Genomic DNA, 12,680 nt, shown 5'->3' on the forward strand with positions numbered 1-12,680 from the left:
AATTACCAATTAATTGCTTTTCTGTCTTTGAAGAACTTTCCATTGGGGCCTCCTTTTTTGTGCATAGCTAACCAAATAATGGTATCGGCCCCCTCTTCTGGTGTTTTCGGTGCATCAGCCCCCCCCATACGAGTATGAACCCAACCTGGCGTCATACTATTTACCATAACGTCAATATCATCGTCTTTTGCAGCTTCGTCTACCACAGCGGCCATTTTCACCGTTAATGCGTTCAACGCAGCTTTGGAGATGGCGTAGCACAATGGCCCTTGTAACTGCTCATCAAAGCTTCCGTAACTAGAACTCACATTAATAACTCGGCCAAATTTGCGCTCGATCATTTGCGGTAGTGCTTGCTGTATCAACGTAAGCGGTGCATTCACGTTTACTTGCATCGATTTGGCGAATTGTTCTGCACTGACATCGCGCCAGTATGTGTCATCAAGCACGCCAGCATTATTCACCAAGATATCGATTGGCCCAAAAACCGCTTCAGCTCTTACAAACGCATCAACAATCGAGGTTTCGTTGCCTAGCGGCATTTCTATAACGTGAAGGTCGCCACCAACAATATCCTTTTTGGCCTCTAAACCAGACTCTTCGTCTCTACAAGCCAACAAGACTTTATAACCCTCTTGCAAAAGGCCCTTTACTACTTCTAAGCCGATACCACGATTTCCACCTGTTACTAAGACATTTTTTGTCATTGTATTAACACTCCTTGCAAGTACGTTTATATTGTCTGTCGCTCGAGTTTTGTCGATAAGAAAAAGCTAAACGGAAATACTACGCTCCAAACTACTGCTATAGCTGCATACGCCCACGTCATACTTAGACCTAGTTCAACGGCGCCAAACTTAGCACCAGCTATATAACTTAGCGGCGCAAAGATTGCCCCACCCGCTGCAGCCAACAATACCCGGCCTTGAAACATCGTCATGCTGTGATAAACAGTACCCGCAAAGGCTGCCCACAGCAGACTGAGCCAGATAGGTATGGGCCAACCAGGCAATAAGACTTTTGTTTCATTGAAGATAAAAAGCCCAACGTTTGTCAAAGCAGCATCGACTATTGTTCCCAGTAAGAATAGAGTCCCCATCAGTTTGGCATCTTCGAGGCGCTTAGGAGACAACGCTATCCATGCCAAAATCAGCAACATAACGGGCACTACCGCATCATTCTGAAAAAGAATAACCAACCACCAGATAGTTTGAAACCAGACGAAATTGCCTACTTTAATAACGGTACTTCGGTTCATCAGCCCTACTCTTTTAAACAGCAATACGTGCAGATACACATATTCTTAAATCAACATGTTGCACGCGTTTATACAATTGGAATACGTCTTCAATTTTAAGTAAGTTCATTTTAAGAAACATTCCCATCGACAAGGGTCGACACGTATGAAAGTAATCGAAATGAACAACAACACGTATAGAAGCATATAGAAAGTAGCAAAGGATATGTTTTACGTGAAAATGGTTAAATACTACGTGCTTGGCGCTATTATTGCTCTTCTTCTTACGGTGTGGGCACCTAATGCGCTATTAGCGGTGCTTTTTGCATGGACCGCATTTTCTTTAATTGCTGTTAGCAGTGCGTATCTGCTGAACTATCCAAGCTTATTTCGCAAACGCGAAGATGGGTCAATTCCTTTTTACATTCGGTGGATTTTTATTCCTTTTTTGTTGGGCTCTTGGTTATATAACGAGTATGCAAGAAGAACTGATAAAGTCCCTCCTCTTCAACAAATTGAGCCTCAGCTTTTTCTGGCATGTCGCATGTCATCAAAGCACGTAGAGATATTAAACGACAATAATATTGATGCCATTTTAGATGTCACGGCCGAATTTGACGGTCTAGATTGGACCGCTTACCAAGAAGACTTCCGCTATCTGAATATTCCTGTGCTTGACCACACCAGTCCCACGCCAGAGCAACTTGTAATGGCAATAAACTGGCTACAACAGCAAATAGACGAAAACAAGAATGTTGTTGTGCATTGCGCGTTGGGGCGTGGGCGTTCTGTGTTGGTCGTGGCCGCATTTTTACTCGCGAAAAAACCTAGCCTTTCAGTAAATGAAGCACTTTCTCAAATTAATGATATTCGACAAACCGCTAGACTCAACAAGCGCCAATTGGCGGCACTAGAGAAAGTAAAAGAAGGTGGGCTACTGTCTTTGCAACAAAAATTAACACTTATTGTGAACCCTGTTGCAGGCGGTGGAAAGTGGGATGAATATAGAGACGAAGTACTTTCAAGGCTAAATGAAAAGTTTAGCGTTACAGTGAAAGAAACCACGCCAGATATCAATGGTAAAACACTTGCCGAAGAAGCGCGTAATACAGGGGCAAAAATTGTTGTAGCGTGTGGCGGAGACGGCACGCTAACTGAAGTTGCAAGTGCATTGGTAAATAGTGATGTGGTGATGGGTATAATTCCCTTCGGTACCGCAAATGCGCTAAGCCAAGTACTGCATGGTTACTTAAGCAAAGTAATGCCCATCAGTACCGCGTGTGATGTCATTATAGCGGGCGATACCATGGCTATCGATACCGCAACATGTAACGACCACGTCATGTTACTGGTCGCTGCTGTAGGCTTCGAGGAAAAAATGATTTCTGCAGCAGACCGTGAACAAAAGAATATGGGCGGTCAGTTTGCCTACCTAAAAGGCCTTTGGAATGCCATATCCAACAACAAAAATATGGCTTTCACTATGACTATTGACGATGAAGAGCAAACAACATTAGAAACCCCAAGTTTAGTTATCGCCAATGCCGCGCCGATGACAACAGCACTTGCCCAGGGTTCTGAGCCCCCCGATATCACTGACGGAAAGCTCGATTTAACATGGCTAACACCGCAAACGAATTCAGATAGACAGTTTCTTTCGCTTGCGGAGCTTGTGCTTAGCCCCGTACAAGCAAAAAAGCAAAGTGACTCAATTCAGCATAAGCAAGGTAGCGAAATAACACTGCACTTTGACAGTGTAACCCCCTACGCCGTCGACGGTGAGATTTATGAAAGTGAAAAACTTGTGATCACATCCCGTCCTCGCAGTTTGACGGTACTGACCAATTTCGAAAAAAAGGAGCGTTAAGCGAATGCCACAACTTAGTAACTTTGATGAAATATATCAATTTTTGCATAAGCGCTTTGAGAATGAAAAAGAGTACCTTCAGGCCGTACATGAAGTGCTTCAAGATATAGTGCCTATTTACAATGCTAACGAAGCATACAAATCTTTGGACGTAATACGACGGCTTTGTATGCCTGAGCGCATTATCTACTTCACAATTTCATGGATGAACAGTGATGGTGATATCGAGGTTAACCAAGGTTGGCGGGTTCAACACAACTCAGCAATGGGGCCCTATAAAGGCGGCTTGAGGTTTCACCCAACTGTGAATTTATCAGTACTAAAATTCCTTGCCTTTGAACAGTGTTTTAAAAATGCCCTTACTGGCCTCCCCATGGGAGGAGGTAAAGGAGGTGCGGATTTCAACCCCAAAGGAAGAAGTGATAGAGATATCATGCTTTTTTGCCAAGCTTTCATGCGAGAGCTCCAACGCCATATTGGAGCAAATACTGATGTGCCAGCAGGAGACATTAACGTAGGAGCAAGAGAAATAGGTTATCTCTATGGTGAATACCGACGGCTTAATAATAGGTTTGAAGGTGTACTAACGGGTAAAGGACTAGAATTCGGTGGCAGCTACGTAAGAACCGAAGCCACGGGCTTTGGTCTCATCTATTTTTTAGAGGCTGTTTGCCGCGCTCAGGATAGCGTTGTTGAAGGTAAAACCGTAATTGTTTCTGGCGCTGGTAATGTCGCGCTTCACGCTGCACTTAAGGCCAGTGAAAAAGGCGCTAAAGTAGTGACACTTTCTAATAGTCGTGGCCTTTTGTATAACGAGCAAGGTTTGAGCGAGGCCGACATAACTTGGGCCATCGAAAATCATAACCAACGCGATAACATTTTACTTGATATGGAAGATGAAGGGATGGGTAAATGGCAAGCCGATGAAACCCCATGGCATATCAAGTGCGATATTGCTCTGCCCTGCGCTACGCAAAATGAGTTAGACGAGTGCGATGCTCGCAAGCTCATAGAGAACGGCTGCACAATGATTTTAGAAGGTGCAAATATGCCCTGTACTGACAAAGCACAAAACGTATTTTTTGATGCCAAAGTAACTTACGTTCCAGGAAAAGCATCTAATGCAGGTGGAGTCGCGCTCTCTGGTCTTGAGATGTCGCAAAATGCAATGTTTAGTCAACGTAACGCAGAGACCTTAGATGAGCAGTTACAAACCATTATGAACCATATTCACAACCTTTGTGTTACCGAAGGTAAGCTCGGCGGCGAAACTTACATCAACTACATGAAAGGCGCTAATGTTGCCGCTTTTAGAAAGCTCGCTGACGCAATAGTGGCACAAGGTGTTTAGCACCTTGCACCACAAGGGTGTGCACTATTTTTCCAAGAGTTATGTAATTTTTTCTTCGCTATATATTTACCTCTAACACCCTCGCATAACATAGACAAAAAAAGCCAATAAAAACATCAAGTAAGTATTGCTTTCCCGATTGGAATAGTTCTCGCATTAGTAAAATCGTTCGAAACTACCTGAGGAAGATAATATGCAAATTTTCGAAGCATTACGTCAAGATCATGAAAAACAACGTCTACTGTTGAAGATCCTTGCTGAAACCAGCGGAAACACTGCGGCAAGACGAGAGTACTATGAAGAGCTGAAAGTACAGCTAGAAAGTCACGCAGTGGCGGAAGAGCGTCATTTCTATTCGCAATTGCTAGAGAAAGACGCCACTGTGGATTTAACTCGACATGGCATAGCGGAACATCACGAAATTGATGAATTACTGGAAAAACTGGATGAAACCGATATGAGTTCACCAGGTTGGTTACGTCACCTGAAAAACCTGCAAGATAAAGTAGAACATCATCTTGCTGATGAAGAACAGGAGTTCTTCCAATTAGCGGGTAAAGTACTTAATGACCGCCAGAAATCAAAGCTTGCAGATGAATACCGTGAAGAAATGAAACTAGCGGTGGAATCAGCAACCACTGCCGCTTAATGGTGAGTCGGCAAACAATACACGGAACGTCAATTAACCCTAGCCCCAAAAAAGTGGCACTGCGCGAATTGAATACAAAAATGCCAGCTAAACACTGGCATTTTTTTATAATCAAAATGGTGAAAGGCGTCGACTTCGACACTGCGTTTTTGCAGTAAAGAAAAACAACGCCTGTAATGTTCACCTATTTTTTAGCGATGATGTATACCGCATGAATTACACCAGGAAAATACCCTAAGATCGTTAAAAGAATATTTATCCAAAAGTGAGCACCAATTCCTACCTGCAAAAATACACCGAGCGGCGGAAGCAAAATCGACAATAAAATACGAATAATATCCATAGTAAATTCCTTGTTGTTGAATTATTTTCACTATCTAGTGAGCAAAATTGTCACACTTTAGTGAGCAAAATTGTCACACTTTAGTGATTATGTAGTGCATCTACTGGCACAATTCACGTCTTTATTTATTACGCTGTTTTTACTGCACATTAAGTGCCACTTATGTCGACAAAGATAATTGAAAACGAACATACAAGCATGAACTTACTACTTTTTATTCGTAAATGTAATACATTCGGGTATCAATAAAAAAGACTAAGCGCCAAACGGCGTGTGTTGCAACCACGCTTCCAAATCATTTTTATTTAGCGGGCGACTAATAAAGTAACCTTGAACCACATCACATCCCCACTCTTTCAAAATTTCAAGTGAGGCTTTGTCTTCTACACCTTCTGCCACTACCTTTAGATGAAACGCACTGGCTAAGCGCAGAACAGTATGGACGATCTGTTGATCGTTTTCGTCACTTGCCAGCGATAATATAAAGCTCTTATCAATTTTAATGGTTTTAACAGGTAAGTTCTTGAGGTAGGCAAGTGAGGAATATCCTGTTCCAAAATCGTCGATTGCAAAATGAAACCCTCGTGCAGTGAGCTCAGACAAGTTTTCAATAGCCAACGACGCATCTGCAACTAAGTCACTTTCTGTTATTTCAAGCTCAAGGGCTTCAGGAGACAAGCCTTCATCATTGAGCTTCTGAACCAATTTATTCAGCAAAACTTTGTTTTGAATATCTTGAGTCGAAAGATTCATTGCAACAGTAAAGTGATATCCTTTACTCCTAAAGTACGCCAAGTCGGTGATGGTTTGTTGCATTACCCATGTCGTAACCTGTTCAATAAGCCCGGCTTGCTCTGCAATAGTAATAAACTCATCTGGCGGAACAAATCCCAGTACACTATTATTCCATCTTATAAGCGCTTCCATACTGGAAACTTTCATGCTAGTTAAGTCGACTTTAGGCTGATACACCATCGAAAGTTCATCTTGTTGGCTTGAAAGCGCGCGTTTAAGTTCCGTCGTTATCGAAAGCCTTCTTGAGTATTTGTCCTCAAGCTCAGCGCGATAATTAACACACCAATTCCCCGAATGAATCGCTTCGTCAGTAACAATGTTCATCTTTCTGAACAATTCTTCAGAGGTAGAGGCATCTTGAGGACAATTGATAATAGCCATCGCTACCTTGACTGGAATTGCAATAAGGTTACTTTCAACCGGCTGTTCTAAAATATGTCTTAATGTATTGAGCTGGTCTTCAGTTAGGAGCTGTTCAGTGATATACAAGATCTCGCCGCCTGCCAAACGCGCTGAAGTACCTGGCCAACGCTGCAACCTAATAGCCAATGTTTTAAGCGTATTATCCCCATTTGAATAGCCGTACAAATCATTGATCGTTCGAAAACCTAGCACCGTGATAGCAATAACCTGAACAGATTTTTTCTCGGCCATTTGATTTTCAAAATAATCTTCTACGAAATTGCGATTGTACAATCCGGTAAGTACGTCGTGCTGTGCCTGATAACGAATGTGCTTTTCACGACTTTTAATGCTGGCTTGCATGCTATCAACGGCATTGGCGAGTTCAGAAATTTCTTTAAGTTTCGAGGGTTTTTCAAGGGTGGCACCGTAATTACCCGACGCCACTTTATTCACCGCCGCAACCAAATTAGAAACGGGTTGGCTTACATTACGTGACAGCAGCATGGAAAGCGCTAATGCAATAAAAATAGCGATTACTGTAAAGGCTAGAATTGTTATTTGAATACTCGTAAACGCATTAAACGAGTCAGAGGTGTCCAACGCTAAGGTTATATTAACGGGCAAGCTAGTCTCAGATGAGATATTCACTTTGCGAGCGAAATAGTGGTGTTCACTGCCAAATGTCACTTCTAACCATGAGGGGTCATCTTCGAGCGCTAAGATAGAATTAGCAACAGGTTCATCAAGCGTTGTGGTCAACACCTGTTTTGACTGCTTTTCAGAGATTATGATTTCAGCATCAACAAGTGTTTTTAATTCATCTAACAACGTTTGGTCGAATTCGATACCGATAATCATGTAGTAGCGTAGTGTGGGAATTTCTACACGATACAGGTTCAACTGCACTAGCTTGCCATCGACAACGAAAAAACCGCTATCTACGCCTTTTGCCGCTAACTGAAGTGTACTGTCGAGTTGTTGCCCTTCTTCAAATAAGGATGAGTGAGACACGACAACGGTATGGTCGAGACCGACTAGCGCTATTATATTAGTGTTAAGTCGTTGAGCGTAGCTGGTAAATGCCGCAGTTATGGAAGGAAGATCTTCTGTGCCCACTGCCCTTCTAAAATCAAATGAGCGAGATAAAACATTTGAAACGCTGCGTATGACTTCTTGGCGGTCATCTACGACTTTATCAAACACTTTTTCTGCTAATGCAATATCTTTGTCAATGCTCTCGACGACTAACGAATTAGCAGATTTCCAAACCGCGCCAATAATTAACAATGATGCTATTACAATTCCCAAAAACAGGGTTTGGAACAAGCTTTGACTTAGCGTTTTCTGCACTATAGCGCCTCTCGATGCATCTTATTGTATTTCGCTAACACAACCACTACTACCTTTCGACTAAAGAATAGCTGATTCTCACTTTTTCTGACAGTAGTAAGACGCTGTATTTCCGCAAATTTAAATGTTTGTTACAAATTAGCCCTAGAGACTCAAACGGTCAGCTTAAAATTTGTAAGGACCTAATATAGCCGAATTGATACCTGCAATAGTTAAACAAATACGCAATAATATCTGGTACTATTCGCATCCAATGACCGTTCGGGCTGTAAAGAGGTATTAATGTTCAAGGCGTTAGTGGGCAAGCATTATCAAAGTTTGCTTATATTAATACTCATTACTCTGTTATCCGTGTTCGCGGTTACAGGTTATGTCGCCATTAACAATATTGTCTCAGAACAAAGTCGCATTCAACAACAAGCCGTCAGCCCCGTCTACTCACTCGTTAATCGCGAGTTGCTAAAACCCCTTCATATTGCAGAGACATTCGCGGAAACAATCACGTTTGAACAAATTCTCAAGAACGAAGTTGATGAATCGTTTCTCCTTGCGCAATTAGCGAGAATGGAAGAAAGGCTAGGCTTAATTTTTTTTGTCGCGTTAGAAAAACAACGTAGACAGCTCATGTCAGATGGACGCAGTTTCGATCTGGTTGAGGGTGAAGTTTACTGGTATTTTGAAGCGCTAGACACCAAAGAACGTATCCTCGCTGACCTAGGCCAAGTGGGTAATGTCCATCTCTTTTTTGATGTGAAAATATACAGCGATAACGACGAATTTTTAGGCTTTGTCGGCGTCGGCAAGCCCATTAAGTCTTTTATTGAGTCACTTAACAAATACAAAGCGCAATACGGTTACGATTTTCTATTTGTTAATGAGCGCAATCAAGTGCTTCTGTCATCTGTGCCAGATTATGTAGTAACCGATGATTACGTACCTGATCTTAAAAGCTTGCCATGGTTCGACGATGCCGCTGTAAACCTCACCGATTTAAGCAATGTCATTGTAGAGAACGATGACAAAGAAGTATTAATTTCAGAAATAAGTATTCCACAACTTAATTGGCGCTTGTTACTTCTAACGCCATTGGAGACAAGGCAAGCACAATTAACTAAAACCTTTGCGATGAACGCATTACTTGCTTCATCGGTTATAATCATTGTTATATCTGGTATTTTCGCTGTATTTATTAGCTATAAGCGCAAACTAGAAAAGCGTATGGAAACAGATGCGCTTACAGGGCTTGCCAATCGTAGCTATTTGCAACGTCGTTATCAGCAGTTAAGAAAGCGTTCCGCTAACATTTGTATTGTCATGGTTGACCTAGACCATTTTAAACAGATTAACGACCAATACGGTCACGGTGCAGGCGATGAAGTACTGCGCACTGCAGCAAACGTTTTAACTAATATACTTCGCAACGGAGATACAGTATGTCGCTGGGGCGGAGAGGAATTTGTATTACTTATCCCTGAAATAACCGCTCAAAACTGTATGGCGCTAGTTGAAAAAGCGCGCCGTGAAGTAGAACGCGGTAACGTAAAACACGGCACCCACACTATTACATTTACTGCGAGTTTTGGTGTGACAGCAGGCTCTACATCGCTTCAACTTTCTAAACACTTAGCTAACGCAGATATGGCGCTTTACGAGTCTAAGCGAAATGGAAGAAACAGAGCGACACTATTTAAAAAGTAGTGGCTTTCTAACTATCTTCTTCATAGCAGCGCAATATACTCTGAACGTTGCATAAATCACACATAATAAGGTCAATCAAACGCTCCTATTAGACAGTGTATGGTAGCTTTTTAGTCGCGCTTTAGGTTGGGCATTGGGCTTTGGGCGTCAGCCCTCAAATCGTTAGTGTGGGGATATCGGAAAAGAAGAAGCACAAGCAGAAGCAGAAGTAGAAGTAGAAGCGAAACTAAAGTGACAACAGCAGTGAAGTATTGTTGTATTGCTAGCTTATCAACAAACAAAAAAAACCGTAGCATTAGCTACGGTTTTTTAATTGGTGCGGAAAGCGGGACTTGAACCCGCACGAGCTATGCTCACCACCCCCTCAAGATGGCGTGTCTACCAATTCCACCACTTCCGCGAATTAGATTATTTAGTTGCTACCGTCTGTATCAGGTACATCCGACTGACTAGCGTCGTCTGCTACTGGAACATCTTGGTCAGCAGGTAGTTCTACAGGCGCTTCAACTGCCGCAGGTACCTCAAGGTTGTTCCACTCGTCTTCCGCACTTTCGCGGTTTGCAGACAATGCACCTAGCATAAGGCTAATAAAGAAGAACAAACCTGCCAAAATAGCAGTTGTACGCGTCATAAAGTTACCTGAACCTGTTGACCCAAACACAGTGTTTGAACCACCTGAACCAAATGAAGCGCCCATGTCTGCGCCTTTACCTTGTTGGATAAGTACAAATCCAATCAATAAAAGTGCAACGATAAGATATGCTACTAATAGCACTTCGTAAATCATAAATACCTCGTCAGTTTGCCGCTTGGCAAATTGAAATAAAATCTTCAGCTTTTAAACTGGCACCGCCAATTAAGCCACCATCGACATCTTGCTGCGAAAACAAGGTTGCCGCATTATCAGGCTTAACACTACCACCGTACAATATACGAAGGCCTTGCGCCAATTCTGCGTCTACTTTACTAAAGTAACCGCGGATAAATTCGTGAACTTCTTGTGCCTGTTCAGGGCTTGCTGTTTTACCTGTTCCGATAGCCCAAATTGGCTCGTAGGCAATAACACTTCGCTTAAGCTCATCAACTGTCATTAGCGATGTTAGCGCATTTAACTGCTCAGCAACAAAAGACTCTACGTTCCCAGCTTCTCTAACGTCAAGCGATTCGCCTACGCAGATAATGGGAGTAAGACCTGCCGCTATGCTTTTTTGCGCTTTTTGCGCAACCAAAGCATTCGACTCACCTTGATCTTCACGACGTTCAGAGTGACCGACAATTACATAATCACACCCTGCTTCTTTTAACATCTCTACTGATAGTTCACCAGTATGAGCGCCGTTATCAAGATGGCTGACGTTTTGAGCACCAATTGAAAAACCAACTTTTTCAAATCCGTGAAGTAGAACTGATGGCGCACAAACAACGACTTGTGCATCACACTTCACTTCAGCGAGCTTTTTGTTGAAGTCTGCTACAAGCGACAAACTTCCGTTCATTTTCCAATTTCCAGCCACAAATGGCTGTCTTTCTATTTTACTCACAACGCAGACCTTAGCCCTGTCTTTCAAGCGGGCGTGATATTAACTATTTAATCGGTAAGATACAAGCACAAAAAGTGAAAAATCCTGCTACGCCAACTAATTGGCGAGTTTACGAACAGTTTCAGCGATGTGCTCAGCCCATTTCGCTGATTGCTGCTCATCGTTAGACTCAACCATCACACGGATTAAAGGCTCGGTACCACTTTTTCTTAGAAGAACACGCCCGTTTTTGCCTAGACCAGCTTCAGCTTCAAGCTTAGCGGCTTGGACTTGTTCATGAGCGAGATAATCTTCATCTTGATTGGCGTAACGAACATTTACTAGCGTTTGCGGATACATTTCAAAGCCACTTGCCAACTTGTTGAGATCCATATCAGAGCGCAACATAGCTGCAAGCACTTGTAATCCGGCAACAATACCGTCACCTGTCGAGCACATGTTTAGGTTAAGTACGTGACCTGAGTTTTCGCCACCAATACTCCAACCCTTTTGTTGAAGTAATTCCATTACATAGCGATCACCAACATTGCTGCGTGCGAAAGGAACACCAAGCTTACTTAATGCATTTTCAAGACCCAAGTTACTCATTAGTGTGCCAACAACACCACCTTGCATTTTGCCATTTTTTAGCGCATCGCGAGCAATGATGTAAACAATTTGGTCTCCATCTAGCACATTGCCTAAATGGTCAACCATCATAATGCGGTCACCGTCACCATCTAATGCAAAGCCTAAATCAGCGCCCGTTTCTTTTACTTTTTCAACAATACTGTCCATCGAGGTAGCGCCTACCCCTTCATTGATGTTCAAGCCATTAGGTGCCGTACCCAATTCTATTACGGTCGCACCGAGCTCGCGCAGTACGTTTGGCGCAATGTGATAAGTCGCGCCATGTGCGCAATCCACAACAATCTTCAGGCCAGTTAGTGAAAGCTCTGATGGGAATGTGCCCTTACAAAACTCAATATAACGCCCAGCCGCGTCATTAATACGTACCGCTTTACCCAGTTTGTCTGACGCAACACAGGTCATAGGTCGGTCAAGCATATCTTCAATAGCAAGCTCAATGTCATCATCTAACTTAAAACCTTGAGCAGAAAAGAACTTTATACCATTGTCGTAAAACGGGTTGTGTGATGCACTAATCACAATACCCGCTTCTGAACGGAAGGTTTTGGTAAGGTAAGCAATCGCCGGTGTTGGCATTGGTCCAAGTAAACCAATGTCGATACCCGCTGCAGACAATCCTGCTTCAAGACACGATTCAAGCATATATCCCGATATACGTGTATCTTTACCAATAAGTACCTTGTTTGTCCCTCTTCCTGCAAGCACTTTACCTGCGGCCCAACCAAGCTTGGTGACAAATTCAGGGTTGATGTTACTTTCACCTACTTTACCGCGGATGCCATCCGTACCGAAGTATTTGCGCTGAGTCATTATT

The 12,680-nt window shown here is 42.8% G+C and carries 11 protein-coding genes and 1 tRNA gene; 4 read left to right on the forward strand and 8 right to left on the reverse strand.

The window, feature by feature from the left end; all coding sequences use genetic code 11:
- Window positions 1-2: 2 nt before the first annotated feature.
- Complete coding sequence (locus tag LHL20_RS13850) at window positions 3-707, reverse strand: SDR family NAD(P)-dependent oxidoreductase (RefSeq protein ID WP_226433716.1); 705 nt, start codon at window positions 705-707, stop codon at window positions 3-5.
- A gap of 26 nt (window positions 708-733) precedes the next feature.
- Window positions 734-1,258, reverse strand: coding sequence for a DUF2878 domain-containing protein (locus LHL20_RS13855; protein WP_226433717.1), 525 nt, complete (start codon window positions 1,256-1,258; stop codon window positions 734-736).
- A gap of 214 nt (window positions 1,259-1,472) precedes the next feature.
- On the opposite strand from LHL20_RS13855, the gene LHL20_RS13860 reads away from it, so the two are divergent.
- The 3 genes from LHL20_RS13860 (at window position 1,473) to LHL20_RS13870 (ending at window position 5,104) form a co-directional block, all read left to right on the forward strand.
- Window positions 1,473-3,104: a diacylglycerol kinase family protein gene (locus LHL20_RS13860; RefSeq protein WP_226433718.1), complete on the forward strand. Its 1,632-nt coding sequence runs from the start codon at window positions 1,473-1,475 to the stop codon at window positions 3,102-3,104.
- 4 nt (window positions 3,105-3,108) lie between these two features.
- Window positions 3,109-4,455: an NADP-specific glutamate dehydrogenase gene (gene gdhA / locus LHL20_RS13865; RefSeq protein ID WP_226433719.1), complete on the forward strand. Its 1,347-nt coding sequence runs from the start codon at window positions 3,109-3,111 to the stop codon at window positions 4,453-4,455.
- A gap of 193 nt (window positions 4,456-4,648) precedes the next feature.
- Entirely contained in the window at window positions 4,649-5,104 is a 456-nt protein-coding gene (locus LHL20_RS13870) for a hemerythrin domain-containing protein (RefSeq protein ID WP_226433720.1), read from the forward strand.
- 184 nt (window positions 5,105-5,288) lie between these two features.
- Here LHL20_RS13870 and LHL20_RS13875 read toward each other — a convergent pair whose 3' ends face one another.
- Both LHL20_RS13875 and LHL20_RS13880 read right to left on the reverse strand, forming a co-directional pair.
- A complete protein-coding gene (locus LHL20_RS13875; protein ID WP_014949371.1) occupies window positions 5,289-5,447 on the reverse strand; it encodes a YqaE/Pmp3 family membrane protein in 159 nt (52 codons plus the stop codon).
- Window positions 5,448-5,702: 255 nt separating this feature from the next.
- Window positions 5,703-7,997, reverse strand: coding sequence for an EAL domain-containing protein (locus LHL20_RS13880; RefSeq protein ID WP_226433721.1), 2,295 nt, complete (start codon window positions 7,995-7,997; stop codon window positions 5,703-5,705).
- A 282-nt stretch (window positions 7,998-8,279) separates the two neighbouring features.
- Between LHL20_RS13880 and LHL20_RS13885 the strand changes: the two genes are divergently transcribed.
- The gene (locus tag LHL20_RS13885; protein ID WP_226433722.1) at window positions 8,280-9,695 is read left to right on the forward strand and encodes a sensor domain-containing diguanylate cyclase; all 1,416 of its coding nucleotides are present in this window, start codon (window positions 8,280-8,282) and stop codon (window positions 9,693-9,695) included.
- A gap of 314 nt (window positions 9,696-10,009) precedes the next feature.
- Here LHL20_RS13885 and LHL20_RS13890 read toward each other — a convergent pair.
- The 4 genes from LHL20_RS13890 to glmM form a co-directional block, all read right to left on the reverse strand.
- Window positions 10,010-10,095 (reverse strand) — tRNA-Leu (locus LHL20_RS13890).
- Between the two features lie 12 nt (window positions 10,096-10,107).
- A complete protein-coding gene (gene secG, locus LHL20_RS13895; RefSeq protein WP_226433723.1) occupies window positions 10,108-10,482 on the reverse strand; it encodes a preprotein translocase subunit SecG in 375 nt (124 codons plus the stop codon).
- 10 nt (window positions 10,483-10,492) lie between these two features.
- On the reverse strand, window positions 10,493-11,236 hold the full coding sequence (gene tpiA, locus LHL20_RS13900) for a triose-phosphate isomerase (RefSeq protein ID WP_226433724.1): 744 nt from the start codon (window positions 11,234-11,236) through the stop codon (window positions 10,493-10,495).
- 96 nt (window positions 11,237-11,332) lie between these two features.
- Complete coding sequence (gene glmM, locus LHL20_RS13905) at window positions 11,333-12,676, reverse strand: phosphoglucosamine mutase (RefSeq protein WP_202261616.1); 1,344 nt, start codon at window positions 12,674-12,676, stop codon at window positions 11,333-11,335.
- Window positions 12,677-12,680: the final 4 nt, after the last annotated feature.

Origin of the sequence: Alteromonas sp. McT4-15, assembly GCF_020515205.1 — a bacterium.
Lineage (GTDB): Bacteria > Pseudomonadota > Gammaproteobacteria > Enterobacterales > Alteromonadaceae > Alteromonas.

Excerpts from the sequence above, each read along its gene's own strand:
- LHL20_RS13850 (WP_226433716.1), bottom strand. The coding sequence starts at position 707 with ATGACAAAAAATGTCTTAGTAACAGGTGGAAATCGTGGTATCGGCTTA.
- LHL20_RS13855 (WP_226433717.1), bottom strand. The coding sequence starts at position 1,258 with ATGAACCGAAGTACCGTTATTAAAGTAGGCAATTTCGTCTGGTTTCAA.
- gdhA (WP_226433719.1), top strand. The coding sequence starts at position 3,109 with ATGCCACAACTTAGTAACTTTGATGAAATATATCAATTTTTGCATAAG.
- LHL20_RS13870 (WP_226433720.1), top strand. The coding sequence starts at position 4,649 with ATGCAAATTTTCGAAGCATTACGTCAAGATCATGAAAAACAACGTCTA.
- LHL20_RS13875 (WP_014949371.1), bottom strand. The coding sequence starts at position 5,447 with ATGGATATTATTCGTATTTTATTGTCGATTTTGCTTCCGCCGCTCGGT.
- LHL20_RS13885 (WP_226433722.1), top strand. The coding sequence starts at position 8,280 with ATGTTCAAGGCGTTAGTGGGCAAGCATTATCAAAGTTTGCTTATATTA.
- secG (WP_226433723.1), bottom strand. The coding sequence starts at position 10,482 with ATGATTTACGAAGTGCTATTAGTAGCATATCTTATCGTTGCACTTTTA.
- glmM (WP_202261616.1), bottom strand. The coding sequence starts at position 12,676 with ATGACTCAGCGCAAATACTTCGGTACGGATGGCATCCGCGGTAAAGTA.